Annotated in this window: 25 protein-coding genes; 15 read left to right on the top strand and 10 right to left on the bottom strand. The window is 46.0% G+C overall.

What is annotated here, in order from left to right; all coding sequences use genetic code 11:
• Positions 1-409: 409 nt before the first annotated feature.
• Positions 410-724 (bottom strand): hypothetical protein, encoded by a 315-nt coding sequence (locus H6F74_RS30100; protein ID WP_242022202.1) that lies wholly within the window; start codon positions 722-724, stop codon positions 410-412.
• A 174-nt stretch (positions 725-898) separates the two neighbouring features.
• Between H6F74_RS30100 and H6F74_RS19005 the strand changes: the two genes are divergently transcribed.
• Positions 899-1,477, top strand: coding sequence for a Uma2 family endonuclease (locus H6F74_RS19005; RefSeq protein WP_190443765.1), 579 nt, complete (start codon positions 899-901; stop codon positions 1,475-1,477).
• A gap of 339 nt (positions 1,478-1,816) precedes the next feature.
• On the opposite strand, the gene H6F74_RS19000 is transcribed toward H6F74_RS19005, so the two are convergent.
• Entirely contained in the window at positions 1,817-2,899 is a 1,083-nt protein-coding gene (locus tag H6F74_RS19000) for a Gfo/Idh/MocA family oxidoreductase (protein WP_190443764.1), read from the bottom strand.
• Positions 2,900-3,315: 416 nt separating this feature from the next.
• Here H6F74_RS19000 and H6F74_RS18995 point away from each other — a divergent pair, with 416 nt between their 5' ends.
• On the top strand, positions 3,316-3,615 hold the full coding sequence (locus tag H6F74_RS18995; protein ID WP_190443763.1) for a ferredoxin: 300 nt from the start codon (positions 3,316-3,318) through the stop codon (positions 3,613-3,615).
• Between the two features lie 135 nt (positions 3,616-3,750).
• On the opposite strand, the gene H6F74_RS18990 is transcribed toward H6F74_RS18995, so the two are convergent.
• Complete coding sequence (locus H6F74_RS18990) at positions 3,751-5,454, bottom strand: SpoIID/LytB domain-containing protein (RefSeq protein ID WP_190443762.1); 1,704 nt, start codon at positions 5,452-5,454, stop codon at positions 3,751-3,753.
• Positions 5,455-5,674: 220 nt separating this feature from the next.
• Here H6F74_RS18990 and H6F74_RS18985 point away from each other — a divergent pair, with 220 nt between their 5' ends.
• From H6F74_RS18985 to H6F74_RS18960, 6 genes are all read left to right on the top strand, one after another.
• Positions 5,675-5,938, top strand: coding sequence for a sulfiredoxin (locus H6F74_RS18985; RefSeq protein ID WP_190443768.1), 264 nt, complete (start codon positions 5,675-5,677; stop codon positions 5,936-5,938).
• A 124-nt stretch (positions 5,939-6,062) separates the two neighbouring features.
• A complete protein-coding gene (gene dps, locus H6F74_RS18980) occupies positions 6,063-6,614 on the top strand; it encodes a DNA starvation/stationary phase protection protein Dps (protein WP_190443761.1) in 552 nt (183 codons plus the stop codon).
• Between the two features lie 66 nt (positions 6,615-6,680).
• A complete protein-coding gene (locus H6F74_RS18975; RefSeq protein ID WP_190443760.1) occupies positions 6,681-7,355 on the top strand; it encodes a helix-turn-helix transcriptional regulator in 675 nt (224 codons plus the stop codon).
• Positions 7,356-7,486: 131 nt separating this feature from the next.
• Entirely contained in the window at positions 7,487-8,029 is a 543-nt protein-coding gene (locus H6F74_RS18970; RefSeq protein WP_190443759.1) for a Dps family protein, read from the top strand.
• A 58-nt stretch (positions 8,030-8,087) separates the two neighbouring features.
• Positions 8,088-8,555, top strand: a complete 468-nt coding sequence (locus H6F74_RS18965) for a hypothetical protein (protein WP_190443758.1) — start codon at positions 8,088-8,090, stop codon at positions 8,553-8,555.
• 288 nt (positions 8,556-8,843) lie between these two features.
• Positions 8,844-9,344 carry a hypothetical protein gene (locus H6F74_RS18960; protein WP_190443757.1) on the top strand — a complete coding sequence of 167 codons (501 nt, stop codon included), beginning with the start codon at positions 8,844-8,846 and terminating at the stop codon, positions 9,342-9,344.
• On the opposite strand, the gene H6F74_RS18955 is transcribed toward H6F74_RS18960, so the two are convergent.
• On the bottom strand, positions 9,324-9,479 hold the full coding sequence (locus H6F74_RS18955) for a hypothetical protein (RefSeq protein WP_190443756.1): 156 nt from the start codon (positions 9,477-9,479) through the stop codon (positions 9,324-9,326). The genes H6F74_RS18960 and H6F74_RS18955 overlap by 21 nt on opposite strands.
• A gap of 96 nt (positions 9,480-9,575) precedes the next feature.
• Entirely contained in the window at positions 9,576-10,352 is a 777-nt protein-coding gene (locus tag H6F74_RS18950; protein ID WP_190443755.1) for a DUF1350 family protein, read from the bottom strand.
• Between the two features lie 127 nt (positions 10,353-10,479).
• Between H6F74_RS18950 and H6F74_RS18945 the strand changes: the two genes are divergently transcribed.
• Positions 10,480-12,480: an ATP-binding protein gene (locus tag H6F74_RS18945; protein ID WP_190443754.1), complete on the top strand. Its 2,001-nt coding sequence runs from the start codon at positions 10,480-10,482 to the stop codon at positions 12,478-12,480.
• A gap of 16 nt (positions 12,481-12,496) precedes the next feature.
• Entirely contained in the window at positions 12,497-14,740 is a 2,244-nt protein-coding gene (locus H6F74_RS18940; RefSeq protein WP_190443753.1) for a PQQ-binding-like beta-propeller repeat protein, read from the top strand.
• A gap of 95 nt (positions 14,741-14,835) precedes the next feature.
• Here the strand turns inward: H6F74_RS18940 and H6F74_RS18935 are convergent, their stop codons facing one another.
• Positions 14,836-15,099 carry a hypothetical protein gene (locus H6F74_RS18935; protein WP_190443752.1) on the bottom strand — a complete coding sequence of 88 codons (264 nt, stop codon included), beginning with the start codon at positions 15,097-15,099 and terminating at the stop codon, positions 14,836-14,838.
• 286 nt (positions 15,100-15,385) lie between these two features.
• Between H6F74_RS18935 and H6F74_RS18930 the strand changes: the two genes are divergently transcribed.
• Positions 15,386-17,056: a nucleoside transporter C-terminal domain-containing protein gene (locus tag H6F74_RS18930; protein ID WP_190443751.1), complete on the top strand. Its 1,671-nt coding sequence runs from the start codon at positions 15,386-15,388 to the stop codon at positions 17,054-17,056.
• A gap of 57 nt (positions 17,057-17,113) precedes the next feature.
• Entirely contained in the window at positions 17,114-17,722 is a 609-nt protein-coding gene (locus tag H6F74_RS18925) for a DUF3318 domain-containing protein (protein ID WP_190443750.1), read from the top strand.
• Between the two features lie 120 nt (positions 17,723-17,842).
• Here the strand turns inward: H6F74_RS18925 and H6F74_RS18920 are convergent, their stop codons facing one another.
• Together H6F74_RS18920 and H6F74_RS18915 are read right to left on the bottom strand one after the other, a co-directional pair.
• Complete coding sequence (locus H6F74_RS18920) at positions 17,843-19,579, bottom strand: glycosyltransferase (RefSeq protein ID WP_190443749.1); 1,737 nt, start codon at positions 19,577-19,579, stop codon at positions 17,843-17,845.
• A gap of 51 nt (positions 19,580-19,630) precedes the next feature.
• A complete protein-coding gene (locus tag H6F74_RS18915; RefSeq protein ID WP_190443748.1) occupies positions 19,631-20,845 on the bottom strand; it encodes a glycosyltransferase in 1,215 nt (404 codons plus the stop codon).
• A 250-nt stretch (positions 20,846-21,095) separates the two neighbouring features.
• Between H6F74_RS18915 and H6F74_RS30605 the strand changes: the two genes are divergently transcribed.
• The 3 genes from H6F74_RS30605 (at position 21,096) to H6F74_RS18905 (ending at position 23,066) form a co-directional block, all read left to right on the top strand.
• Positions 21,096-21,227 carry a hypothetical protein gene (locus tag H6F74_RS30605; RefSeq protein WP_277875815.1) on the top strand — a complete coding sequence of 44 codons (132 nt, stop codon included), beginning with the start codon at positions 21,096-21,098 and terminating at the stop codon, positions 21,225-21,227.
• An 87-nt stretch (positions 21,228-21,314) separates the two neighbouring features.
• Positions 21,315-22,295, top strand: coding sequence for a glycosyltransferase family 2 protein (locus H6F74_RS18910; RefSeq protein ID WP_190443747.1), 981 nt, complete (start codon positions 21,315-21,317; stop codon positions 22,293-22,295).
• Positions 22,296-22,376: 81 nt separating this feature from the next.
• Entirely contained in the window at positions 22,377-23,066 is a 690-nt protein-coding gene (locus tag H6F74_RS18905; RefSeq protein ID WP_190443746.1) for a TVP38/TMEM64 family protein, read from the top strand.
• 58 nt (positions 23,067-23,124) lie between these two features.
• On the opposite strand, the gene H6F74_RS18900 is transcribed toward H6F74_RS18905, so the two are convergent.
• Together H6F74_RS18900 and H6F74_RS18895 are read right to left on the bottom strand one after the other, a co-directional pair.
• Complete coding sequence (locus H6F74_RS18900) at positions 23,125-24,798, bottom strand: hypothetical protein (RefSeq protein WP_199301401.1); 1,674 nt, start codon at positions 24,796-24,798, stop codon at positions 23,125-23,127.
• Positions 24,799-25,126: 328 nt separating this feature from the next.
• A complete protein-coding gene (locus H6F74_RS18895; protein WP_199298088.1) occupies positions 25,127-26,014 on the bottom strand; it encodes a hypothetical protein in 888 nt (295 codons plus the stop codon).
• Between the last annotated feature and the right edge of the window lie 170 nt (positions 26,015-26,184).

Genomic DNA, 26,184 nt, shown 5'->3' with positions numbered 1-26,184 from the left:
AATTTCAGAATGAAGAATCCTTCTTTTTGATAAGCGGTGAAAACCGTAACGTTCGGTAAGTTTAATAAGGTATCTAGATGAAAGTCCATTGTTCTTTTTGGGTAAAATGTAGCAATTGCTACATTTTACCCCATGATGCCGCAAGACCCCTTCTGTTTCTAGTGTTGGTCAAAGTCAGATAGTTGGACTGGCGAACAAGTGTATTGGCGTACGGAATGGTAATTCTGAAAGTGGAACACCGCTTATTCTATGGGAATGTAACGGAAACGCTGACCAAAGGTGGTCATTGACATCTCAGGGTTCCTTGCAAGGACTCGCAGGTAAGTGTATCGGCGTACAGAATGGTAATTCTGAAGGTGGAACGCCGCTTATTCTATGGGAATGTAACGGAAACGCTGACCAAAGGTGGTCATTGACATCTCAGGGTTCCTTGCAAGGACTCGCAGGTAAGTGTATCGGCGTACAGAATGGTAATTCTGAAGGTGGAACGCCGCTTATTCTGTGGGAATGTAACGGAAACGCTGACCAAAGGTGGAGCATTCAGTAACGTTAAGCAGTGCGATCGCCGATCTTGTAGGTTGGGTTGACGCAAGGAAACGCAACATCCTCTGCTCGCGATCCTAACCGCTTCTGCCATCTCAGGGCGATCGCGCTTTCTATAACTCAAGTACAGCTCAATTATTGCCAACATTTGCAGGGCGATCGCTCCTCCAAACTTGTCCATCTCCTCACTAGATAACTAGAGATGAGGGTGAAAGATGCGGCCCCTTACTTACTTCACCACATGGGAGTCGATCGCATCTTTTCACCTATTCATCTTTTCACCAGATAACATTTTAAAGTTGCTAAAATCATATTAATATACAATTAACTCAATAACTAAACTTGAGTTTAGCTAATGACATTAACACTCCTCGAACGAGATGCAGAACCAATTTTAATTGACGAGTTGACCTGGCGAGAATTCAAAGTAGTCGAACAGCTAATCGATCGTCCGGGCGTTAGGCTGTCTTTTTTAGATGGAGTCATGGAGATTCGTAAAGTGCCGGGTAAAAAACACGAAACCATCAAAGAACGCATCGGGGCTTTATTAGAAATATATCTCGAATTCTTGGGTTTTGATTTTACTCCAACTGGCTCAATGACGCTAGAAAGCGAATCTGGACGAGTTAAACGCGAAGCAGACAAATCCTATGAACTTGGGTCAGATAGAGAACGCCCTGATTTAGTAATTGAAGTTATTGTCACCAGTGGAGGTATTGACAAACTAGAAGCATACAAACGCCTGAAGATTCCTGAAGTTTGGTTTTGGGTAAACGATCAACTGTCGTTTTATACTCTAGGGAATACGGGTTACGAAACCGTTTCTAAGTCGCAACTTTTACCAAATCTAGATGTAGCTCTACTAATTCGCTGTATCAACATAGCAAACCATACTCAAGCACTGCGAGAATTTCGAGAAGGTATCGGGAATTAAATCATTAAACCTCTTGCATAAATGCCTTGAACTAAAGTTCAGGCTTAAAGCTAAAACCCGTTAAAACGGGTTGAAAATGTTTGTCAGTTAGCTTTAGCTAACGTTGGCTTTCAGCCCGAAATTTATTTCAGGGCTGACTTTTGCAAAAGGTCTATTATTTTCAACTTGGAAAGGACGAATTAACAGAAAACAGTGGTAGGGTAGGCATTGCTCGCCTTATTTGTTCGTAGAGCGGCTCATCGCCGCAAAACTCGTTCATCTGGTCTCCCAACAATCAGAGGATTCAGAGGGAAGGAAGCGATCGCGTTCTTACTTGTTTATAACTACCGACGAAAGCGTTTATACTAAAACTGTCTGCCCAGTTTCTGCTGAACGACGGGCAGCATCGGCAACTTTGAGGGCGTATAAACTCGCTTCTGGGGTTACATATAGCGGAGTGCCTTCAATTAGATGATCTAAAACCATGCCAGTATCTTTAGCAAATAAACCCCGTCGTCCTCCCACTTCAATTGGCGTTGTTTCATTCTCCTTTATCAGCTTGCCTTCATCTCCATCGAAAATTAATCCCCCCTGTTCTCCGTGAACCTCAAAACTTCGTGATGGTTGCCAGAGATGTTCCCCTTTTCCATAAATCACCTCTGCGACAACGCCGTTGGTAAACTTTAGCTGGGCTGTGCAAAGACAGGATTTGTAGAATGGGGACTGGGAACTGGGGACTGGGGACTGGGGACTGGGGAATTGGAAGGATTTCCTAATTTCTAATCCCCCATCCTTAGTTTCCAATTCGCCCCAAAATCTGGCTTGACAGCTGACGGTGGCTACGGTGCCAAACAAATCTGTTAGACGGTGGATGCGGGAAAGTGCGCCACTAAAGGGAAAACCAAATAGTTCTGGGTGATATGTCCAGCGTTCGGGTGCTGGACGTTGGGGATTGATGGTGCTGTAGCGGGCGTAAAAAATTTCTCCAATTTGAGGTAAAGTTTGTCGCAGTGCTTGATGCAATCCGCCGAGTAGTTCTATATGTTCGATGTGCAGCAGTTGGTTTTTTTCTTTTGAAGAGGCGATCGCTTCTTCTGCAACCTTAACTTCTAAGGCGAGGGGATACTCGACGACTACGTGTTTACCGGCGTTAAGTGCGGTAAGCGCGATCGCACCATGACTTTGATTCACTGTGCAGATGATCACCATATCCACATCTTCACGACAAACCAACTCTTCCCAAGATGAGACGGCAAGGCAAGAGTAAGTTTGACTGAATTCCTCTGTTTGTTCTGGCCTATGCCCAGCAACTGCTACCAGATGGGCGCGTTCTTCAGATTGCAACGTTTGCGCCCGTAGTTTAGCAGCAAATCCGGTTCCCACCAGCGCCACACGTATCGGGAGCTTACCAGACCAAACAGGATGAGAGACTGATGTTGCCATTGTCAATCAGGCGCGATCGCTAACACAGTAAAATATTCCTAAATCACTATTATTTGACTTCTTCATAACTGCCTTTTATCTAACTATTAATTGTTATTATTAATTCCATATATAATCCCCTCTAATCCATTCACCCTAAAAATATATCTGGATGTTCAGGATAAAGTGTTAACTGAACATAGTATCACTGGTGTAGCATAACACTGATAAATATAAGTAATTAGGATGGAACCGAAAAAGTTTATTATGAATACCATTCACACTATTTATTGATTTGGTGTAAAAGATTCGGATTTTTCCCGTAGTATCAGAAAGGAAGTGAACCCAGCAAGCAGACCTTTGCATGAGCGAAGTGAGCTGGAAGGGTCGCTCTACAAATTTCTAGTGCCATTTCGACTAAGTGAGAGGAACGCTGCATGGCAACCTATAAGGTTACATTAATCAACGAAGCTGAAGGTCTGGATACCACAATTGATGTAAACGACGATACCTATATTCTCGACGCTGCCGAAGAGCAAGGCATTGACTTGCCTTACTCCTGTCGGGCTGGTGCTTGCTCTACCTGCGCTGGCAAGATAACTGCGGGTGAAGTCGATCAGTCTGACCAATCTTTCTTGGATGACGATCAGATTGAAGCTGGCTACGTCCTGACTTGTGTGGCTTATCCCAAGTCTGATTGCACCATCATGACCCATCAAGAAGAAGAACTGTACTAATAAGATCAGTCAATGGTCTGTTAAGAGTTGGAAAGTTGGAAGGTTTGAACCTTCAAATGTCTACTGACAACTGACTACTGACAATTCATTGTTTTAGGAGGGACACCATAACGAGTGTCCCTCCTAAAATTTTTTTCAGGAATTGGGCTGGGTTTGTTGGGATCTATCCTGCCAAAAGGTAATTGACTCGTTGAGAGGTTCAATTTGCGCCCCTGGATAGTAGAAGTTGAGAATCTGTTGACTTGACCAACCTACTTTAGCCAGATTGAATGCGCCTGTTTGACTCATCCCCACGGCGTGTCCTAGTCCACCGCCAACAAAGGCATAACCTTTTAGGCTTTTGTCGGCACCATAAATAGGTTGCAGGTAGAACAGAGTGCTGCGGGGTGCCATAAAGGCGCTGCGGACATCATCTTTGTGGATTTCAATTACACCTGTGTCAGTTTGCACCGCTAATCTGAGAATACGTCCTGAAGGACTTCTCTCCACCACCCGTAACTGCTTAATTGTGTTAAACGGGACAAAAGGAGTCTTTGTTCTTTGGAGATAACGCTTTAAATCTTGGGCAATCTGGACAATAGTGCTAGACCGACTCCAACGAAACCAATTCGCGCCAGTTTCATTAAATCCTTGTTTTAGGTTAATGAACCGCCGGATGTTTTGCTCAGAAGCCAAAGGAAACTGCGACAAGTTCCAAACAGAGTTCGCTGAATCTACCACAACTTGGAGATAGGGGCGATCTGAGCCATTCCAAACATCGCTAAAATGAGCTGTAACGCCGCCAGTGGTACTCGAATAAAGGGCATCCACCAGTTCATTCTGGTAAGTTAGCACTTTGCCTTTGGTAGCTGCGATCGCTTTGTCGGTAGTTGGCACTGTGCCAGTTAGACCTTTATAAACTTGGCAGTGAGTATCGGCACACAATTCATACCCATCCACCGTAAATCGGCGCAAGTTCCGTAAAGCGTAAGTTCGAGCTATAATTGCCTGCGCTTCAGCCGCCGCATACGGCGCACCAGCATCAAGTTCGTGCGGTACCACACCCCGCAGATAAGTTTCTAGCGGCACCTGATTTACTAGGGTGTAGGTGCCGTAGGCATTTGGTTGCAGCTGCAAGGGGCCGGCGTAGAGAAAACTATTTTTGGCGTTTTTACCTTTTTGAACCTGGATCAGGTTTTTGGCAGCCGTAATCTCCATTTTATCGCGGCTGTACTTAACGCCATTCACGACTAAAGACGTTTTTGGCACCTGCTGCACAATTTCCGTATCCAGAAAGGCAGCTTGATTGCCTTGAGTTTTGAGGCTCTGCAACAGCCAGCGGCGCACTAAAGGCGTTTTGTAAACATCTCGTTTTGCCCAAACCTGCCAGCGTTCCGGCTGCGCCACTTCAACTTGAATTCCCTTTGCTTTCCACTGGTTAGCACTATATTCCGCTGTCTCAAAACTGCGGTAGGTTCCCAGAACAAGCTTTTCCTCTAGCACTGGATCAGGTAACGGTTGCATTGTCACTTGCAGCTTGACATTGCTTGCTCGCAGGGTTTGTTGGCGATCGCCTGCATCAAAACGCACAGTTAAGCGATCGCCTGTTGTTGCAGCTAACGTCATTTCATCAGTCGGTTCCTCACCAAACCGCTGCACTACACCTACTTTCAGTTCTACATCCGATTTAGCTGGGGGCGCTCCTGACGCCGCCGTGAGTCCCACCAGACAAAACACCGTTAGGACGGTGCTAGACCAGTGGCTCAACCGATTTTCCGCCCCAGCCGGACGAATAAATTTCCGACGGTTCGGCTTGGTCTTTACCAAAATCTGTCTCAAGGTGTAACCCTTTTTTTGCATGAACTATCTGAGGATAGAAGACTTTTTGATAGATGTAACCCTATATTCAGTCTCAAACTAGGTAGCTAGTTGCTCCATCTATTGTGCTAGAAGCAAGGCACAAATGCGAAGGGGATGAGCGAGAATCTTCAGCTTGATTCACAATGGCTGGTTGCAAAACGAAGTCATAACGAGTATGATTTAGAAGGAAGGAAGATAGATGGAGACAGCGACTCGTCCTATGGTAAGGGTTCAAGAGATACCCCTGCGAAAAATTCACCGTCCTCTGCCCCGACAAACTGACCCAGCTAAAGTGGCAACTTTGATGCAATCGATTGAACTAATCGGTCAGCAAGAACCCATCGACGTGCTGGAAGTGGATGGAGAATACTATGGTTTTTCAGGTTGTCATAGATTTGAGGCGATTCAGCGTTTAGGTCAAGAAACCATTCGTTGCCGCATCCGCCGCGCACCGCGTTCTGTTCTGAGTATGCACCTAGCCTGAGCATGAAAACGTTCATTGTTCAAGAGTAGCACTACAAGCTTCCATGAATTATGAACCGAGAATATAATCTACACAAGCCGTCAGGTGCGCTTTTTTATACTTTCACTACAAGGATCGAGACATAATGACCAGCAAGAATAATTCTTCCCGTCTCTACCCGACCAGCATTGACATTGTCCCAGAAACTCGGTCTAAAGTGATTGAGCTTCTTAACCAAACCCTGGCAACCACCCTCGACCTAAAAACTCAGGTGAAGCAAGCGCACTGGAATGTTAAAGGTATGGATTTTTACCAGTTGCACTTACTTTTTGATGAACTCGCCACTGAGTTAGAAGAATTCATCGATTTGTTTGCCGAAAGGGTGACAGCCTTGGGAGGGTTGGCAATGGGAACAGCTCGCACGGCGGCGAATGAGTCCATGCTGCCAGAGTATCCTTTTGATATTCTCGACGGCAAAGATCATATCACAGCTTTGTCAGACCGCTTTGCACCATACGCCAAATCGCTGCGCCAAAACATTGATGCTTCAACCGAGTTGGGTGATGCTGATACTGCTGACCTTTACACGGAAGTTTCTCGCGTAATTGATAAGCGGTTGTGGTTCTTAGAAGCACATCTACAAGCTTCAGCAGTAACTTCTACTGCTGCTTTAAAAGAAGTAGTAGCCAGCAACTAACGCCAAATTAAGTTTTTTGACACTCCCCTGGCTAAAGCACAGGGGATTCTTCATTCTTAGACTCAGATGAGCCAATCTTCGCAGCAAAATTACACCCAGCTGTTGCAGGACTTAATGCAGCAGGTGGGTATTTCTAGTTTTAAAGCTTTGAGTCGAGAAGCTGGCGTTTCTGAACGACAGGTTAAGCATCTGCGGTTGGGAGAAGTGTCCCAGATGCGGGTAGAAACACTCTTCAAAATTAGTCAAGTGCTGCAAGTGTCGGTGAGCGAGTTACTGACAATTTTTGGGAAAATGGAGGAACTGGGGACTGGGGACTGGGGGCTGGGGACTGGGAATGCGCCAAAGGTAGAGGAAGCGCTGAAGCAGGAGTACCAGCTTCTTTCGGCGCAGATGAAGCAGCAGCGGGAGACTTTGCTGCTGGAATTTCAACACTCAAGTCTGCAAATTTTGGAATCTTTTTTAGTATATTGGCCTACAGCTGCTAATAAAGCCCAGGAAAATCCTCAGATGGCGGCGGTGCAATTGCTGCCTTTGGTACGTCCGGTGGAAAAGCTGCTGGCTGCGTGGGGAGTGGAAGCGATCGCATCTGTCGGTGCAGAATTACCTTACGACCAAAAGCTACATCAACTCATCGAAGGCACCGCTCAACCAGGGGAAATGGTGAAAGTCCGTAACATCGGCTACCGCCAAGGAGAGAAACTTCTGCACCGTGCCAAAGTCAGTGCTATTTCTAAAGCATGAGCGTACTAAGCTGACTACACTCAAAACCACGCAACACCAAGCACTCTACGAATCTCCCGTTTGGCTGATGAATCTCCTGTATAGATTTGTTGCACTGATAAGAGTGAATATCTCTGGAGAACATAACAATTATGCGTCCTTTAAACATAGGTTTAACAGAAGAGCAGCGTCAAGGCGTGACCGATTTATTAAATAAGGATCTGTCGGATGCCTACCTGCTATTGATCAAAACCAAAAAATACCACTGGGATGTCGTCGGGCCTCAGTTCCGCTCCCTACACCAACTGTGGGAAGAACACTATACCGCGTTGACGGAAAGCATTGATGCGATCGCTGAGCGAGTTCGCGCCTTGGGTGGTTATCCCGTAGGAACTGCGGAAGGCTTCCTGAAGTACGCTTCTCTCAAAGAAGATCCGGGTACTCTTCCCAACGCATTTCACATGGTAGAAAACCTCGTGTCAGATCACGAGCAAGTTATCCGCAATCTGCGCGAACACATCGATCAGTGCGGTGATAACTTCCACGATCAAGGTACAGCTGATTTCCTCACCGGCTTGATGGAACAACATGAGCAAATGGCTTGGATGTTGCGTTCCTTCATCGAAGGGGAATCTATTCAGCCAGACGGCAGACTTTCGGCAGAAGGTCTGAAAGTTCCCGTCAATATGAAGTAATTCATCGGGAAAAGTAGACACTGAGGAGGTAGAACTTAATCTACCTCCTCAATTTTTTATGCAGCTAGAACTGAGTCCTACTGAAGCAATTAAATTAGCTAAACAAGTAGCAAATTTGCTCCCATCTCCACCACGAATTTATCAGAATGCGAAGGGGCGTGTTGAAAAATGGCCTGATTCCCCTGGTTTAGAAAAGATTTTAACTTTACAGTATGTAGGCGGCACTCCAATTCCCCCTGAATGCTACCCTAAGATAACCCTTTTTACAGTTACCTTTGAAGGCGAAGCTGCTAAAAAACAAGATGATTCGGTCACTTTAATTCAAAAATTAAAGGACAGGATCTTTTTCCGAAAAAATAATTCCTCAGTTTACTTACCTGTGGGAGGGCAAAACGTAGTCTTTGTTTCTCAGTGTGGTGGTAAACATAGTTGGTGGTTTCATGTTGCTACAGACCGTCAAGTTCAGTTTATTCTTGAGTCAGGGGATAATTTAATTTCCTACTATGACGGGCCTCCGCATTGCTGAAAGAAACGATAAAATTAGTAGAACTTTTGCGGCTATTTGGCGCTCAAGAAAAGAATGCACAATTCATTATTGTGCATTTCTATAGCAATCTTGTTTGAGTTGTGAGATGCCGTTAATATGAAGTAATTTGGCTAGTGGTAATTGGTAATAAATTTACCAATATCAAAAGTATGCGTAGGGTGGGCAATGCTCACCCTACGCAGTATTCAAGCATTGGAGATGTGGAACTTTAGTAGATATCTGGCACTCGTATAGAAAAGAACAATCTGCCACTGAGTGCCAAAAGTTATGATCCTCCCGGCTTTACTCTTAAGCCTATACAGCGCAGTTACACCAGTTTTACCCCTGCAACCAAATTCTCAGATAATTGTGCAACGTCCAACTTGGAAGCGCATCAACAGACAAGTTACTGTAAGCGTTGCGATCGCGTTAGCCAAGGAAGCAGCAAACAAGCAAAAATCTCCACCCCGCATTTATGCTTATTATGGCCCCTTATCAGTCGGCGGCAGTCTTGGCGCATGGCCCGATAAACCCGGTTCAGTGCAAACTGGTTACAATACCTGCGGCGCACCCCCTCCCCCAGCACTGATGAAGAATTGCAATCAACCTATGACGCTGACGACAGTGGTTAATCCCCGTAAGTCTAGAGGAGGCTACACTGTGATTTTTGAATCTAGATGGGGTGAAGCCAATTCCCGTTACAACAGTTGGCAGTTTGATGTAGGTGTAGACCGCCGGGTAACATTTGTGGGTGAAAAGGGAGATGGCTTACCCCCAATGGTGCAGTGATATTAATTTTTCTTTGTGATGCAACATATGCGATCGCGCCAATTTACTCTTGGGGTTGGAGCGATCGCAGAAAATTGTAAGCGTACCGCCAATATAGCAATTCAAGGGTTGGGTACGATACATCTGTAGGGACATGGCAATCCCATGTCCTTACTAAGGTAGACCGGACGTTAGAACCGCGATATATTCCGCCCAACTGAGAAACGCTATAAAGTAAATTGGCAGAAATAGTTAAGCTGGCGAGAACGGTTGTAGCCAGCGTCCAATTTCTTTTTTCAGCAGATTTAGCTCTCGGTAGACAATTTCTTGCTTCACCCACTGACCAACAGCATCAAAGGCTGTAAACTCTTTTCCCGATTTCCAGTTAACATCTTGACCTAAAGGTGTTAGATGGCTTCCTGATAGCATCTGCATCGCCACCATTCCCGGAAAGCGGGTTTGCAGCAACTCGCTTAGGACAGTTGTTTGGTCAATATTATCGTTAGTAAATTTAATCAATAAATTGCGGCGAATGCCGTATTTTTGGGCGATGAGATTGTTAGTTTCGACGGGCGAAGGCGTAAACTCGACAGAAAAGGCATTATTAAAATTAAATTGCTCTACAAATGGGATAGCATCCCGTGCGGCGTAGTTATTGAAGGAAATTAGGATATTTCCAGCCCGTTCAACTGGGAAAAGGCTACCCATGAGCAAATGCAGTTTGCAGCCCATGCTGTGTCCGACTCCGTAAATTGGGAGATATCGCCGTCGGAGTAAACCTTTTGAGCGCATTTGTTCCAGGGCGCTATCGAAGCTGAGGCGGACATTGCCTGCGATCGCGCTATGATCCAGCGTATTCACAAACGGCGTAGCAATTACCACATAGCCTTCTTTTGCTAACTGTTCGAGTAGCCAACGATAGGTTACTTGGGGTGCAGCAGCGACAAAAGCGCCCCCAAGAAAATGTACAATTCCCACCGGATGTGGGGGAATGAGTACCCAATTACCGGATATTTCTTTCCAGTCCATGAAGCGATAAGCGCGTTGTTAATACATCTTCATCTTAAAGCTTGCTTGGCAGGGATGGGATGCGATCGCTCTGGTGATAAAAATTGCGCCTATGTTATAAAGCGGTCAATATGACTGAGTTCTCTGTATGCCGCCAATTGATTTTCTAAGAAAGATGAAAGCGCGACTACTTGCTATGGGGGCGATTATGGCGGGTGGAACGTTGGTTTCAGGTGCGCTTGCCGCAAGTAACCCCATCACAGGTACAGCGCTGCTTTCAGGCACACTCGCTATGGCGGGGAGTGTGGCGGGTGGCATCTTTGCGAATGATTTGGGTGATTTGGCAAAGGGGCTGGGTGAGAATGAGGAGATTCTCAACGATCGCGAATTGACGCAGGCGGTGGGGTTGGCGATCGCACTTGTCATCTCTTATGTAGCGAAAGACGAGCAATACTCAGCTCATAAAGCAGTGCTAGAGCGAGTGGCGAAGAAAAGCGTTAGCTATTGGCAAACCATTGCCGCAGCCACGGAAGGCGATAAGGACTATGCCGGGGTTCACGAAGCGCAGTTGCCAGAGATTTTTTCCACCAACCCGACCGATTTTTCCAAAGTCAGAGCCTTAGATATCCCAACCTGGAAACACGCTTTGGGGTGGTTGAGTGGTGCGGCTGGGGTTCGATTACCAGAGGATGCGATCGCGCACGTTGCTGAGAAACTTCACACCACCTTCCCCAAGGCATTGCGGGAAGTGTTGAAACATGACGCGAGTAAAGGGGGTCAAGCGTTTTCTGGGATGCTGTTGTTACTGCTGGGCAATATTACCGCTGCTCTCAAGCCGTTGAATACACAAGGGCAGGAAATTGTCAAGCGATTGAAAGGTGTGGCAACAAGCCAGCAGGTTTGCCAGGTGATGGCGAGGGTAGAGTCTGGAATTCGGGATGACTTATCGGAGATTAAAGGGGTGTTGGAAACAATTGCAGCCTCCCAAGTCCGGCAGCTACCAGTTCCGGATGATTTCCGGTGGATTATTGAGGATAAGACGAAGGGATTTGTCGGGCGGGAATTTGTCTTTGAGGCAATTGAGGAGTTCTTCCAGCAGCAGCGCAAAGGCTACTTTATCATCGAAGGCGATCCGGGGATGGGCAAAAGTTCCATCCTGGCAGAATTCGTGCGGCGGAATGATTGCATTGTCTATTTCAATCAGCGCAATGAAGGGATAACCAGCACTGAACAATTCCTCAGGAGTATCTGCATCCAGCTCATTGAAGGTTACAGGCTATCCCACTCTAAAGACATCCAACCCGAAAACACGCGCAATAGCAATTTTCTCTCGCAGCTACTCAATGAGGTGAGTGGGACGCTGAAGTCGGGTGAACGATTGATAATTGCGGTTGATGCTTTGGATGAAGTTGACTTGAGTAGCCAGAGTGCGGGTGCTAACGTCCTCTACCTGCCTGGAGTTTTGCCGGATGGGGTCTATTTTATTGTCACAAAACGACCGCTACCGCCTGACCAACTGCCGTTGCAGGTGAAAGACAAGCGGCTTTTTGATTTGATGCAGTATCCGGCGAGAAATCAAGAAGACGTAGAGGCTTATATTCGACAACGCATCAATGGTGTAGAGGCTTTGGCATTCGTGCCCCTACGGGAGTGGGTTAAAAGTCGGGGTGCTGATGAGGAGGAATTCGTTTCGACACTGGTTGAAAAGAGCGAAGGAAACTTCATGTACCTGCGCTATGTGTTGGATGACATTGAGAAAGGCGCATATCCAGATTTAGAGATTCGGGATTTGCCCAGTGACTTGCAAGACTACTATTACAAGCACTGGGAACGCATGGGCATGAATGCCAAGCCGCTTTTTAAAATCAAGATTGTCTATATCCTGTCGGAATCCCCGGTGCCTATCCCGTTTGAGGAGATTGTTGCAATTCTCGACGCTGATGGTGAGGAGGAGAGAGGATTAGCCGTGAAGGTGCAAGCGATACTCGATGAATGGATGCAGTTTTTACGGGAAGAGGAGAAGTACGGGCAAACGTTCTACAGCGTGTATCACAGTAGCTTCCGGGACTTTTTGGGGAATGAGAGGACGGTGAAGCGATCGGGGATAACGCTTCAGGGAATTATTGAGATGATGGCTAATAGTATGTAGCGAAGGGCGGTTGGCAATGGGGAAGTTCGCTGAATCGTTAAACCGCCTACCTCCAGGAAGTCGGCTGTACAGGTTGCAGACAAGGCCACAACTGCTGGCGCAGTCTGGTCAGGCTGACCGTTTGTTTGAGTTGCTGACTGATTTTGATTTCATTGAAGCGAAGGTTTCTCATCCTGATATCAAGTTACAGGAGCTAATTGAGGATTACGACCTAGCTTTCGAGCCTAAAGTCCTGATTTCTGGGGAGAAGGGGGAGACTCTGAGATTGATTCAAGGAGCGCTTCGGTTGTCGGCGCATATGTTGGATAAAGATACAACCCAACTGGCAGGGCAATTTTGGGGGCGTTTGATGTCCTTTAAAGCACCAGAAATTCAGGCGATGCTGGAACAGGCAAGGCAGAGGAAATCCAACTGGCTGCGCCCCTTAACAGCTAACTTGATCTCACCTGATGGCAGGTTGCTACGCACCCTCATTGGTCACACCGATAGGGTTACGGCAGTCGCTATCACTCCCAATGGTAAACAGGTAGTATCAGCTTCATCAGATAAAACCCTCAAAGTCTGGAATTTTGAGACTGGACAAGAACTAAAAACTTTCACAGGTCATACTGACGAGGTATATGAGGTGACAGTGACACCCGATGGTAAATGGGCAATTGCTCGTTTAGTTGACGGTACTCTCAAAATCTGGGATTTAGAAACTAAAGACGAACTTTTCACCCTAAAAGATCATACCTGGTCAGTAAATGCTCTGGCAGTGACACCTGATGGCAAACGGCTGATTTCTGGTTCAGGTAGTGTTTCTGATTCTTGGGACACCATTCTCAAAGTCTGGGATTTGGAAACTAAAGAGGAACTTTTCACCCTAAAAGGTCATACCGACAGGATAAACGCTGTGGCAGTGACACCTGATGGCAAGCGGGTGATTTCTGGTTCAGGTAGTTTTTTTGATTTAGATGACAACACTCTCAAAATTTGGAATTTGGAGACAGGAGAGGAAGTTGTCACCCTCTATGGTCATCACAGAGAGGTAAATGCTGTGGTAGTAACACCCGATGGCAGGCGGGTAATTTCTGGTTCATCTGACAGAACTCTCAAAATTTGGAATTTGGAGACAGGAGAGGAAGTTGTCACCCTCTATGGTCATCGCGATAGGGTTAATGCTGTGGCAGTGACACCTGATGGCAAACTGGCGATTTCTGGTTCATCTGACAACACTCTCAAGGCCTGGAATCTGGAAACAGGAGAGGAACTTTTCACCTTCACAGGTGATGCATTCTCAGTAGAAGCTGTGGCAGTAACACCTGATGGCAAGAGGGTGATTTCTGGTTCATTAGACAATACTCTCAAGGTTTGGAATCTGGAAACGGGAAAGGAAAAAGACAGTTGCACCTTCACAGGTCATAGTAATGAGGTAATTACTGTGGCAGTGACAACAGACGGCAAGAGGGTAATTTCCGGTTCATATGACAAAACTTTCAAAGTTTGGGATTTAGAAACGACAAAGGAACTTTTTACGTTCAAAAGTCATATCAGCAGGATAAACGCTGTGGCAGTGACACCCGATAGTAAACGATTGATTTCTGGTTCACTTTACGAAGTTATCAGAATCTGGAATTTGGAAACGAAAAAACAAGTTTCTCTCCTCATAGGTCATACTCAGGCGGTAAATGCTGTGGCAGTAACACCAGATGGTAAACGGGTAATTTCTGGTTCATCTGACAAGACTCTCAAAGTTTGGAATCTAGAAACAGGAAAGGACATCATCACCTTCAAAGGTCATACCGAATCAGTAAATGCTGTGGCAGTAACACCTGATGGCAAATGGGTAATTTCTGGTTCATCTGACAAAACTCTCAAAGCGTGGAATTTGAAAACAGGAGAAGAACTTTTTACCCTCACTGGTCATACCGAATCAGTAAATGCTGTAGCAGTAACACCTGATGGCAAGCGAATAATTTCTGCTTCATTAGACAACACTCTCAAGGTCTGGAATCTGGAAACAAGAGAGGAACTTTTCCCCCTCATTGGTCATACCGACCAGGTATATGCTGCCAAAGTGACATCAGATGGCAAGAGAGTAATTTCTGTTTCATGGGACAACACTCTCAAAGTTTGGGATTTGGAGCGTAGGGAGATTATTGCTAGTTTCAGTGGTGATGGCCCGTTAAGGTGCTGTGCTGTCGCGCCGGATGGGGTAACGATTGTTGCAGGTGAAGCATCGGGACGAGTGCATTTTCTGCGGTTGGAAGGTATGTAGTAGGTGGGGAGGGGATAAGCACCTGCTAGTTACACAATCATGCGATCGCGCTGACAACCAGAGACAATGCGATGGCGCCTCTACTTCCTAAAGCATTATTCGTCTATTGGGGGACGGTCGCGTTTTGCCAAGTCTGAGGGAGGGCGATCGCTACTCCACGCCCACCACGCAGAACCGCACTGGCACTGATAGAACTCCTGCCATTTTCTGCGATACTCTGGGGTCATCACAGGCGATCGCCTGTTTATCCAAACCCGCGATTGCTCCCTAGAGTCAGCGCGACATTTGGGACAGCAGAAATCGTGGGCGTGAATCGCCGCTTCAATCCATTGAGGAGGAACTGGGTCAAAAGCTTCCATTTATTGAATTTGCTGGTGGTTAACTGCCCAAGATTCAGGATAACGAGTCTGGGACTGGCCTAGTCAACTTGCTTCCCTGACTTTAAGAAATATCTTAAGTTTGAATAAATTTTTGTATTCTGCGCTTATTTTAAGGCTGTAGTAGTACCGAAGCACCTCATTTTCAGTTATTGTCTTGGGTGTATTGTGTCATCCCCCGGAAGGTTGGGATAAAGCTGAAAAACGCCAAAGTTTTAACAAAAGGCGGAATGGGAAGCACTTTGTATAAAAGTAAGGACTCTCGCCCATGTCTTATCTCAACATTATCTCGTTTCTGGGCATATTTGGATTGTGCGCGATCGCGTGGTTGTTTTCAGAACACAAACGGGTTATACCTTGGCGCGTCATCATCTGGGGCATCGGCTTGCAATTAGTTTTAGCATTCTTAGTGTTTCAGTTTCCACCAACTCGCACAGCGCTGGAGTGGTTTACTAGCTTACTTGATGGCGTTTTTCTTGCTGCTGACGCTGGCGCAAGATTTGTTTTTGGCAGAAATATTGTCCCAGTTCCCGGTCAAGATCCACCAATCAATCTGGGATATATTTTTGCCTTTCGCGCCTTACCCACAGTAATCTTTTTCTCCGGACTGATGGCACTACTTTACAACATTGGTGTCATCCAAGTAATTACAAACATTTTTGCCAAATTATTCTATTGGACAATGCGCTTGAGTGGAGCCGAAGCCCTCAGCGGTGCCGCTAATATTTTTGTAGGTATTGAAGCGGCTATTGTTGTCAAGCCATTTTTGGCAAAAATGACTCGCTCAGAACTATGCGCCATTCTGTCCTGTTGTTTCGGAACTGCTGCTTCATCGACCTTGGCAATTTACGTTAGTTTCTTAAGACCTGTTTTTCCGAACATTCTGGGACACTTAGTATCGGCATCGATTATCGCGATTCCCGCCTGTTTTGTTTTATCGAAAATTTTAGTCCCAGAAACAGAAAATCCTCTGACTCTTGGTGGCATTCCTACCGAGAAAAGCGCTAGAGAGCTTGAGGCGTTTGGAGATGAAGAGGAGTTTAAACAGGAAACCGTAGCGGGAGAACCCATCGAACGAATCAGCCCACTAGATGCCGCAATTGTGGGAGCTTTAGATGGGGTAAAAATGGCAGTATCCATTGCCGCCGTGTTAATTCTAATCTTGGGTTTGGTTTCTTTAGTTAATCAATTCTTTGGATGGTTAGGAGCATTACCAGGCCCAGTGGGTGATGTATTTAAAGTTGTCACTTTGGCAAATATTCAAGGCTTCTTGTTTTATCCCCTAACTATCTTGACAGGTGTTCCGTTTAGTGAATCTTGGACAGCTTCGGTAATTATTGGGCGCAGACTATTAGAAACTGCAATTCCTCCTTATCAAGCATTGGCAGAAGCAGCTGCGGCGGGAACAATAAGCGATCGCACTGTGTTAATTGTCAGCTACGCTCTTTCAGGATTTGCTCATCTAGCATCTGTGGGAATTTTTGTAGGCGGCACAATTGCCCTTATTCCCTCGCGGCGCAAAGATATTTCCGAACTTGGTTGGAAAGCTTTGTTTGTCGGCACCTTGGCAACGATGATGATTGCTTGTCTGGCTGGTGTGTTTGACACCGGAGATCCCACCATTCTCGGTGACAAAACTTCCCCCGCCCAAATCGCTCCTATCACCCCCGCCGCCTCGCCTTCGCCTAGTGTCACGGTTTCTCCCGTCCCGTTAGTAGCGCCAGCAGCCAGCCCCAAAGTGGCACCCGTACCGACGGCACCACCCGCCACCAAACCCCCAGCGGCAAAGCCCCGCCCTACTACTGGTGCTGCTCCTAAGCCAGCTACCCAAGTAACGCCTAAACCTACGGGTGCTGCGCCCACCACTACTCCAAATCAGCAGCGATCGCAACCGAAACCTACCGCATCACCAGTTCCATCTCCTGTACCCCAAAATTAGAATAGTTTTGAGTAGGGTGGGCATTGCCTACTTTAGTTTCTCACTAGCTCCTAAAAGATGAATCCAGAGCCTGAAATTCGCCGCTTGTTAGATGTCATGCCTGCATCTGGTCGGATGTTGACGAAAATTGTCAGCAAACCGCAGCAACCGCAGGTGATTGATAGCCCCTTTCCCCAACCTTGGACGCAGGATCGAACAATTTACATCAATTTCGATCTATGGCGGCGCTTGTCTCAGCCGCAGCGAGATTTGCTAATTTTACGTACAGTCTCCTGGTTAATAGGCATCAAGTGGTTCAAGCCCGACATTTATCAAGGTGTGACGCTGGCTGGGGTTTTAGGGGCGATGGTGGAACTTGTGCAGGGGGATGCTGTGGGTGTGGTGGTGGCTGGAGGAATGAGCGCGATCGCGCTTTCCCAAATTTTTCGCAATTCTCGCAGTTCTCAGTCGCAACTGGATGCGGATGAAGCGGCAATTAAGGTGGCGATTAGGCGCGGTTATACTGAAGCTGAAGCTGCTCGACAGATGTTGTCTGCTATTGAAGCTGTGGCTAACATCGAAGGTCGTCTTAGTTTGAATTTTACCGAGTTGATTCGTTGTCAGAATTTGCGAGCGATCGCTGGTTTATCAGCGGTTGGTGTTCCTGAGTCTATTAAGCAGGAATAAGGATTAAGAAATGAACTGCGTTAGCATTAGCGTTAGCGTTAGCGAAGCCATGTGCGATAACGCTTTAGCCATGCGCGATAGCGAGTAGGTTGGGTTGAGGGACGAAACCCAAGACTCTTTTTATTTTTGGCAGCGATACAGTTTATAGTCGTAGCCATCTACTGCGGGAGAAGATAAAGGGTTTTCAACGCATCCGTTTAATTCTATTGGTGCGTGGAAATTTACTAGCCACAAATCTAGGGGTCGCGGCAAAGTAGCTAAAGTTTTTTGCAAGGCAATTGTTGAGGTTTTAGGATTTTTGTCTTGATGGGCTAGGAGAAATTGGGGATTTTGTGGCAAACCTTGACGTTTAAATTCCCAAGCTATTCCCATCATTTCTCCATTTTGTACGTGGGTTTTGCGAGTGGTGGCAATTAGCACGGGCGCTTGAGAATTTTGTTGAATTATTGGCGCTAAAAGGTCAGGACGGTAATATTTTTGATAGCCTAAATTACTGACTACTGTTATTCCGCTCAAAAGTCCCATCAGCCAAACTAGGACAACGGCTGTTTTTCCTTTATCTTCCCAACAAGCAGCAAGACTGGCTCCCACTACCACTATTACAGCCGGAAAATAGACAAAGTTATACCGTGCGCCCCGCGTGAGATCGATACCGAGAAAATAGGTAAAGATGAAAAACAACGCGATCGCACTCCAGACGAAAGCCTCAAATAACCAAGTATTTTGATGGCGCTGCCGCTGGACTTTTAGACCGCGATATAGTATTGGTAGCGCCCAGAAAAAGAAAATCACCATCGCCACCACAGAAGCAATTACTAAAGGTAACTGACTTGCCTCCACTGGTAGCAGAGATATCATAGTTATCCAAGCGGCGATCGCCTGAAACACGGGACTCAGCCAAGCAAGACCGACGCGATCGCCTTGAATCCATTCAGTAAGCTTACCTCCATAACTGTTCTGCAAGAATACTGGCACCCAAACTAATCCCCCCGCCAGCGTACCCGCAGCAACCGCCAAAATTGGAAGTAGAAACCGAGGAGTAAAAAGATCCCCTTTTTCAACGGAAGCTTGTTTCATTCCCTCAATTTTTTCTCTTTCCTCTGCGTTCTCTGTGCCTCTGCGGTTCATTCCTCCCCAAAGCATCACAATTAACGCCACAGCTTCCGCACACAAAGTAAGAGCGAAGAAATAATGACTAGCAATACCTAAAGTATTCACCCCTACCCAAACCAGCACCAACCAGATTGGCAGTGGTTTCTGACGCTGAATGTGCCTTACAGCGACCACCAAGCACCCCAAAGAAGCAATTACCCATAACATTGCCAGAGTGTAATGACGAGCTTCCTGCGCCAGGAAAATGCCGTAGGGAGAAACCGCCATCATTGCCGCCGCCATTTGCCCGACTAACTGGGAGCGAAAAGCAAACCGTGCCAGTGCGTAGACAGCGGGAATGGAGGCTACACCCAGAAGCACAGCAAGCGATCGCGCCCCCCACAAAGAAACCAATCCTTCCATCCCTCCGTTGACGGCAGCAGGAAACAGTTGCAGCCACAGGTGAGTTAAGACAAAGTAGAGTGGCGGATGGTTACTCTCAGTAAGTAAGTGATGAATTACATCACCTATACCAGCTGCTGGGTTAGGGATAAGCGGTTGCACAAGAGTATCGAGAGCGATCGCTTGATCTAGAGGAACCACCGTAAAACTATTGCCCAGACTAAAAGTGAGCGTAGAAAACTCATCAGTCCAAGGCGACTTAAGAGCCAGATTCATCAAGCGCAAGCCAGTTCCAATTCCTATCCACAGCAGTAGCAGCAGTGGGAATTTTGAGTTTTGAATTTTGATTGAGTTAGAACTCATAGTTTATATTTCCTAATTCTTAATTCCTAACTCCCAACTCCTAACTCCTAACTACTTGACTTCCGTCACCCGCCAGCTAAGTTTGAGGTTAATCCAGAAATTCCAGAATGTGACAGTAGCGATCGCTATCAGATTTGCTATATATTCGTTGATTCCCAACAAATTAAACAGCAAATTTAGAATCGTCACATTCAACACCAGCCCTGCCAAACAGATAATATTAAATTTCAACAGCCGTTTAAAGCGCTTGCTCCAGCCCTTTTGCTGACTGCTGATATCCCCAAACGTCCAGCGGTCATTCAACAAGAAATTATTGATAATTGCCACTTCAGCAGCAATAACTGCACTGCGAGTCAATCCCCATTCCAACTCGCTACGCAACAGATAAAACACTGCCATATGGACAAAAACCCCGCTGAAACCCACCGCACCAAAGCGAATAAACCGACCCACAGGCCAGAGGGAAAGACGTAACTTCAGCAGATGTCGCAAATACTCCACGTATTGTTTCCAAGTTACCTTGCTCATCCCCTCCTGCCGCTCTTGAAACACGTAGCCTACCTCGGCAATCCAACTGATATTTCCTCGACCCAGCACCTCAATCAAAATTTTGTAACCCAGCGGATTGAGCATTTTGCCAGTAAGACAGTCGCGGCGCACTAAAAAGTATCCACTCATCGGGTCAGAAACGCGACCAACCACCCCAGGCAGCACCATTAACCCAATTAACTGCGCCCCACGGGACAAAAACCGCCGCACAATACTCCAATCGCTTACGCCGCCGTTTTCCACATGACGACTGGCAACTGCCAAATCTGCTCCCCGCTGCATTTTTCCCCACAGTTGCAATAACAACTCTGGAGGATGCTGGAGATCGCCATCAATCACGCCTAACACTTCTCCCCTCGCTACCTGCCAACCGCGAATCACGGCAGTAGAAAGTCCCCGTTCCTCAACTCGCCGCATCACCCGTAGTTGGGGATATTTGCTGACGAGTGACAGGGCAACTTTCCAGGTAAGGTCTGGGCTATCATCATCGACGACGATCAGTTCGTAGGCATTAGGGAGAACTGCATCCAGCAGTAGGCTCAATAACTGAATTATGTACTCAATGTTTTCACCTTCGTTATAAGTAGGAATCACTAGAGATAAACGAATCAGGCTAGTGCTTGTATTCTTAGAAGCTGTTTGGGCTTCAGGAATTTGCAATGCACCCAAGGGGACGGGCAAAAGGAAGTGAGGTTGTGTAACAGACCAATTCGCCATGAAACTCCACCAAATCGAGTGTGTGGGAGGAGCGAACTCGATTCATGAGATTCCATGCAAGCTTAAAGCAAAATGATAATCTTTATTCAGCCTAGTCGTGTCGCCAAGGTAAATAATTTTTTGTTTTTTTAGCCGAGACGGAAATTAACATTCGGCTCTAAGCTTTACAATGCCGTATATTCGCGTAGAGTAAAGTTAACATCGTCTGGATTTTGGTAATTTCCCCGTTGCCTGGTGGACACAATTGGCGATGAGACTTCGGTATACCCGAATTTTGAGCCTTCCAGACTATAGGATGCGTAACTACAGTGCGATCGCGATCATTAAAGCCACATCGAACAGCGACCAGCGCCGCAGCGGACTAGAAACCCTAGGGCGATAATTTTACTGGAACAAGGAGAATTTAGGTTAAAGTTTAGCCAAGCCAGATGAAAATTAACATATCTTAACTTTTCGTGGTTTTTTTTATATGTCCTCAGATATAAACTCTGTAGAACTCTCTGTGATAGTTCCTGTATACAACGAGGAGCTAAATATTGACTATTTGTTTGAACGACTGCTATCCGTGCTGGAAAACCTGAATACTAGCTATGAGATAGTTTGCGTCAATGATGGCAGTAAGGATAATACCTTGAAGTGTCTAATTGAATATCATCACCGTAATCCAGTTATTAAAGTAGTCAACTTGTCGCGCAACTTCGGCAAAGAAGTTGCCCTCAGCGCCGGACTCGACTATGCTACTGGTGCCGCCGTGGTGCCGATTGATGCCGACCTGCAAGATCCGCCAGAGTTAATTAAAGAACTCGTGGAAAAATGGCGCGAAGGCTATGATGTAGTTTATGCGACCAGGCGATCGCGTGGAGAAGAAAGCTGGCTAAAGCAAACGACAGCCAACGCTTTCTACAAAATAATTGGCAAAATGAGTCGCGTCCCCATCCCCCGCAATACCGGAGACTTCCGCTTGCTAGATCGGCGTGTGGTTGAAGCCATCAAGCAAATGCCAGAACGCACCCGGTTTATGAAAGGATTATTTGCCTGGGTAGGTTTTAAGCAAACATCCGTACTTTTTGACCGTCCCCAACGTTACAAAGGAACTACTACCTGGAACTATTGGCGTTTGTGGAACTTTGCCATTGATGGCATTACCTCTTTTAGCTTTCTCCCCTTGAAAGTTTGGAGTTATGTAGGCGTTACCATTTCCCTATTGTCATTTATCTACGCCACTTTTTTAATTTATCGGACTTTGCTCTATGGGATCGATCTTCCTGGTTATGCCTCAATAATGGTAGCGATTCTGTTTTTGGGAGGCATTCAGCTAGTAACGCTGGGTATCATTGGCGAGTATCTTAGTCGTGTCTACGAAGAAGTCAAAGGACGACCGCTTTATTTAGTGCGAGACGCTTATGGCTTTAAAAATAATGGGGAAGAGGGAATTGGTAATAGGGAATAGGGAATAGCTAAGAGGTAAAAGTTGTGAATTAATAAATCCTAATTTCTAAGTTTTGCCCAATCCCCAATCCCCAATCCCCAAATGTTGAATTTTAAAAGCGGCATTTTCCTACTTACTTTCGTCTGCATTATTGTGACTGCGATCGCAGTATATCTGCTGGGAGGCATCGATCCCGCGCAACTTCAGGCAAGCCTGAATAAAGCTGGCATCTGGGCGCCGATTATTTATATCGCCCTGTATACTGTGGCAACGCTATTAATATTGCCTTCAACGGCACTCAATCTCACCAGTGGCGCAATTTTTGGCCCTTGGCTGGGGACGCTTTGGACGACTATTGCCGCTGTGATTGCCGCTGTAGTGGCTTTTGCCTTTACACGCACGGTCGGACGCGAATTTGTTGCCCGAAAGCTGGCTGGGCGTTTAGCTGCCATCGATGCGGAGATGATTCAGGGGGGATTGTTCTATATGTTTGCCGTTCGGCTACAGCCAATTATTCCCTATGGCTTAGTCAATTTTGCCGCTGGTTTAACGTCAGTCCGCTTTCGGGACTACCTTCTGGGAACAATTCTAGGAACGGTTCCGGGAGTGCTGCCGTTTGTAATGTTGGGCAGTTATGGTTTGCGGGCGTTGAGAACAGGTGATTTTTTACCTCTAATCGGGGCGTTGCTGTTAGCGGCGATGCTGGTTGGGGGTGCCACATGGTATTATCGTCGCCGCAGCGATCCACGCAAGGCTTTATTAGAAAAAGAGCGTGGGAAAACTAAGGAGTGAGGAGTTAGGAATCAATACAGTTTGCTTAACGCTTTGCAATTCATAAATCACAATTATTTCAATTCGTGCGATGACCTAAAATCGCTGTTGGGGCAACAGGCGCGATATCTGGATTAAATCCTCCCACCTGATTAGTCCGAATTACCCACAATGTGGCACCATTTTTTAACAATATAGTAGCAATTTCATCATGCGCTCGTCGTGGTAACATTGTGCGCCAAGTTGTCAGCGCCTTGAAGATGGTGGTAAGGGTGCCGTCTGTTGTTCGAGTTCCGGCTAAATTTTCGGCGTTTTTCTCCCAGTCTGATCGGATAATTCCCAAGGGTGCTAATTGTTTTTCAAGGCTGCGGCCCAATTTTACTAACTGCTTAAATCTCCGAGTTTGGGTGTCTTGGGGATGACGGCGTAACCATTCTTGAATGCGGGGATTAGACTTAACTTCTGCCTCTACCTGCTTAATTGTCACAAAAAGCGCCTGATTTGCATCTTGTACGCAAGAAGTTGCTGGTGTCACTACCGATCCGCCAGTACCATCACCAACCCGATAGCGTGCCATCATGATGTTTAGCTGCCGCAAAAATTCATCCATTGGTGACAGCTTGATAGCATCAAAATCATAATCTTGGGTGACAGCATCGAATTTAACGATGATATCGGAAACTGGTCGATTCCCTAGCCAACCCCGCTGTAAATCTCCCATGTAGCTAGACCATTTAATTGCCCCAGCAACGATGGCATCAGGATTATGGGCATAAATTTGCTGATATTCGATGTCGAAGCGTAATTCTGAAGTTATGCGATCGCGCACTACTTTGGCAATACCATAAGCGAAGTGTCCCGTAACCAAACCCAAAGGTGCTGGTTCAGCTTTTTTCCCACCTATTCCCCCATAAGTATGAATCACAATCGCCTTATCTCCCTCGCGCCAAGGAGTATCTATTAAAGATTGGGAAGTAATTGGTTGCTTATTTGGTTCTATCAAAATAATTTTTGCAGTTCCCTTTTGCCTTTTCGTACCTTTCCAAATCTTATTAATATAGGCAATTGCCCTCTGATTTACATAAACTTCATCCGCTTGCAGTCGCATCAGGGCGCGGGGTTCAATTGCTTGTGTCACAAAGACACCATCCGCATCTTTCGCACCATAAATATACCAACCTGTTGAATTAAAAGGAGATTTTTCCAGCCCCCGACTCGTCGATCTGGTAATCCCATTGCGGTCAGGTGGCACTTGAGGAATGCGGATAGTTTCTCTAGTGCCATCGAATTGTTTTGATGTTTTATTAAAGTGACGAACAACAAATTTATCTGTGTTCTTTTCTGCTCTTTTAATGATACTAACCAAACCATAAACTCGACCCACGACTTGCACGGGTTCTTTGGTAATAATCAAAGATGGGCGTTTGCTGTTGGCGTTGGATACAAGAACAGGATTTTGTAATTCCACGATGATATTATCTTGAGGGTTTGCCCCCGCCAGCGACTCTAAAGGGCCAACCCTTTGCCAATTGTTCAATCTATCAGGATGCAAATTTCCTGATTTTTTACTATCTTCAGTTGTCTGGTTAAAACTTACATCTTGCGTTACAGTTTTAACAAATTGTTGCACCTCTGGGTCGCTACTCCACTTTAAATTGACAATTTTTCCAATTAGATTTTGATGAGTGGAATCAGCATTTTGTACTTCAAAAAGTACCGAATCGTCTTTTTGCCGCTGCTCTTTTGATGGCAATATAAGTCTTCCCGTCCACAAACTAACAGGTTGATAAATTGATGAAATCCTTTGATTTGCCGGATAATAATTTGGTTGATTGAATGGACTTTTTATATATAATTCATAATTAGATATATTAGTTTTAGCAGAATTACTTTTTAGAGTATAATAAATATATCCTCCTGAAGTCCCAATTAATAGACTCAGAAGCAAAATAATAATTAATAATACCTTTTTTGGTCGTTTGGTTTTCCGCAATTTATCTATTAATAAAAATATCTAACCAAAAACATAAAAATTTTGAGTTTTGAATTAAATGCTAATTCAAAACTCAAAATTACAAACGTTAGTAATGAGCTTGCGGCCCTGCCCAGGAATGGGTAATTGTTTGACCAAACACCAAAGGTTGATCTTCGATGGCGGCTAAAGTTTGACCATCGAGATCAACAGCCCATAAAGGCCAGTTTTCCTCGCCCAATTCGCCAGCGCGAAAGAGAACTTGGTCGGGATTGGTGCGACTCCAACCTAACAAGACAGCGTTGCTGTAATCATTCCTATTTGGCGCAATTGTGGTAGTGCGATTTTGCTTACGATCCCACACAACGGCGTAGTCAGAGGCATCAGAGGTGCTAAACAGACCTTCAAATTGCCGTGCTAGGATGCGATCGCCTTCTTTAGACCAAGAAACGGGGATCAAAATGGCGATTATCCCTGGCATATCGGCTTCTTCGTTACTGACAAAAGGATTGTCAGCCAAGGGAGAAGATGCTGAGATCGTCCTTAAGTCCCCTGTCCGCAAATTTTCCAAAAACATCACACTCGTAACGCGGGAGCGGAATAAATCCGGCTGCACCTCCATCTTAATCCGACTGTAGGCTGCGTACTGACCATCCGGAGAAACTAAGGACGGACTGCGATAGTAGCGCACACCAGAACCCGCCTTGGTGCTGACTTCCGTATGGGTTGTCAATACCCAATTCCAGGGGATGGGGTGAGGACTATCGAGGGGATCGATCTGCACTCCAAGTTGAGCTATTTGGGGAGTCATTTCGGGGGCAGCTTCACGAACTTCCTTTGACGACTGGGGATATTGCATAGGTGAGGGACGTGCGATTGTAGACGCAGCTGTGCTAGCCAAGGCAAATGAGCTAGGAGCCATCAGCAGCGCAGCCGCTAAGAGAGGAAGGTATGGTTCGGGGCAAAACCATACTGAGCGGAAGAGGCGTTTCAACATCGATTAGGGGTTTGTTGCTAAACAGCGTTTCTTGTGTGAAGAGCAACGCCTAAGGAACAGTGCAGCGTCCCTATACGTATATGTATATGTCATAAAACCTGGCATAAATGACAAAAGATTTTAAAAAATTTATTATCTGACCTTAAATCCCGCTTCAGGGGTCATTCACC

The organism is Trichocoleus sp. FACHB-90 (assembly GCF_014695505.1).
In the GTDB taxonomy this organism is placed as follows: domain Bacteria; phylum Cyanobacteriota; class Cyanobacteriia; order Cyanobacteriales; family FACHB-T130; genus Funiculus; species Funiculus sociatus.
This window is presented reverse-complemented; position numbering and strand designations above follow the sequence as displayed.

Coding starts and splice junctions, on each gene's coding strand:
- H6F74_RS30100 (WP_242022202.1), bottom strand. CDS start 724: ATGGACAAGTTTGGAGGAGCGATCGCCCTGCAAATGTTGGCAATAATT.
- H6F74_RS19005 (WP_190443765.1), top strand. CDS start 899: ATGACATTAACACTCCTCGAACGAGATGCAGAACCAATTTTAATTGAC.
- H6F74_RS19000 (WP_190443764.1), bottom strand. CDS start 2,899: ATGGCAACATCAGTCTCTCATCCTGTTTGGTCTGGTAAGCTCCCGATA.
- H6F74_RS18995 (WP_190443763.1), top strand. CDS start 3,316: ATGGCAACCTATAAGGTTACATTAATCAACGAAGCTGAAGGTCTGGAT.
- H6F74_RS18990 (WP_190443762.1), bottom strand. CDS start 5,454: ATGCAAAAAAAGGGTTACACCTTGAGACAGATTTTGGTAAAGACCAAG.
- H6F74_RS18985 (WP_190443768.1), top strand. CDS start 5,675: ATGGTAAGGGTTCAAGAGATACCCCTGCGAAAAATTCACCGTCCTCTG.
- dps (WP_190443761.1), top strand. CDS start 6,063: ATGACCAGCAAGAATAATTCTTCCCGTCTCTACCCGACCAGCATTGAC.
- H6F74_RS18975 (WP_190443760.1), top strand. CDS start 6,681: ATGAGCCAATCTTCGCAGCAAAATTACACCCAGCTGTTGCAGGACTTA.
- H6F74_RS18970 (WP_190443759.1), top strand. CDS start 7,487: ATGCGTCCTTTAAACATAGGTTTAACAGAAGAGCAGCGTCAAGGCGTG.
- H6F74_RS18965 (WP_190443758.1), top strand. CDS start 8,088: ATGCAGCTAGAACTGAGTCCTACTGAAGCAATTAAATTAGCTAAACAA.
- H6F74_RS18960 (WP_190443757.1), top strand. CDS start 8,844: ATGATCCTCCCGGCTTTACTCTTAAGCCTATACAGCGCAGTTACACCA.
- H6F74_RS18955 (WP_190443756.1), bottom strand. CDS start 9,479: ATGTCCCTACAGATGTATCGTACCCAACCCTTGAATTGCTATATTGGC.
- H6F74_RS18950 (WP_190443755.1), bottom strand. CDS start 10,352: ATGGACTGGAAAGAAATATCCGGTAATTGGGTACTCATTCCCCCACAT.
- H6F74_RS18945 (WP_190443754.1), top strand. CDS start 10,480: ATGCCGCCAATTGATTTTCTAAGAAAGATGAAAGCGCGACTACTTGCT.
- H6F74_RS18940 (WP_190443753.1), top strand. CDS start 12,497: ATGGGGAAGTTCGCTGAATCGTTAAACCGCCTACCTCCAGGAAGTCGG.
- H6F74_RS18935 (WP_190443752.1), bottom strand. CDS start 15,099: ATGGAAGCTTTTGACCCAGTTCCTCCTCAATGGATTGAAGCGGCGATT.
- H6F74_RS18930 (WP_190443751.1), top strand. CDS start 15,386: ATGTCTTATCTCAACATTATCTCGTTTCTGGGCATATTTGGATTGTGC.
- H6F74_RS18925 (WP_190443750.1), top strand. CDS start 17,114: ATGAATCCAGAGCCTGAAATTCGCCGCTTGTTAGATGTCATGCCTGCA.
- H6F74_RS18920 (WP_190443749.1), bottom strand. CDS start 19,579: ATGAGTTCTAACTCAATCAAAATTCAAAACTCAAAATTCCCACTGCTG.
- H6F74_RS18915 (WP_190443748.1), bottom strand. CDS start 20,845: ATGGCGAATTGGTCTGTTACACAACCTCACTTCCTTTTGCCCGTCCCC.
- H6F74_RS30605 (WP_277875815.1), top strand. CDS start 21,096: ATGAGACTTCGGTATACCCGAATTTTGAGCCTTCCAGACTATAGGATG.
- H6F74_RS18910 (WP_190443747.1), top strand. CDS start 21,315: ATGTCCTCAGATATAAACTCTGTAGAACTCTCTGTGATAGTTCCTGTA.
- H6F74_RS18905 (WP_190443746.1), top strand. CDS start 22,377: ATGTTGAATTTTAAAAGCGGCATTTTCCTACTTACTTTCGTCTGCATT.
- H6F74_RS18895 (WP_199298088.1), bottom strand. CDS start 26,014: ATGTTGAAACGCCTCTTCCGCTCAGTATGGTTTTGCCCCGAACCATAC.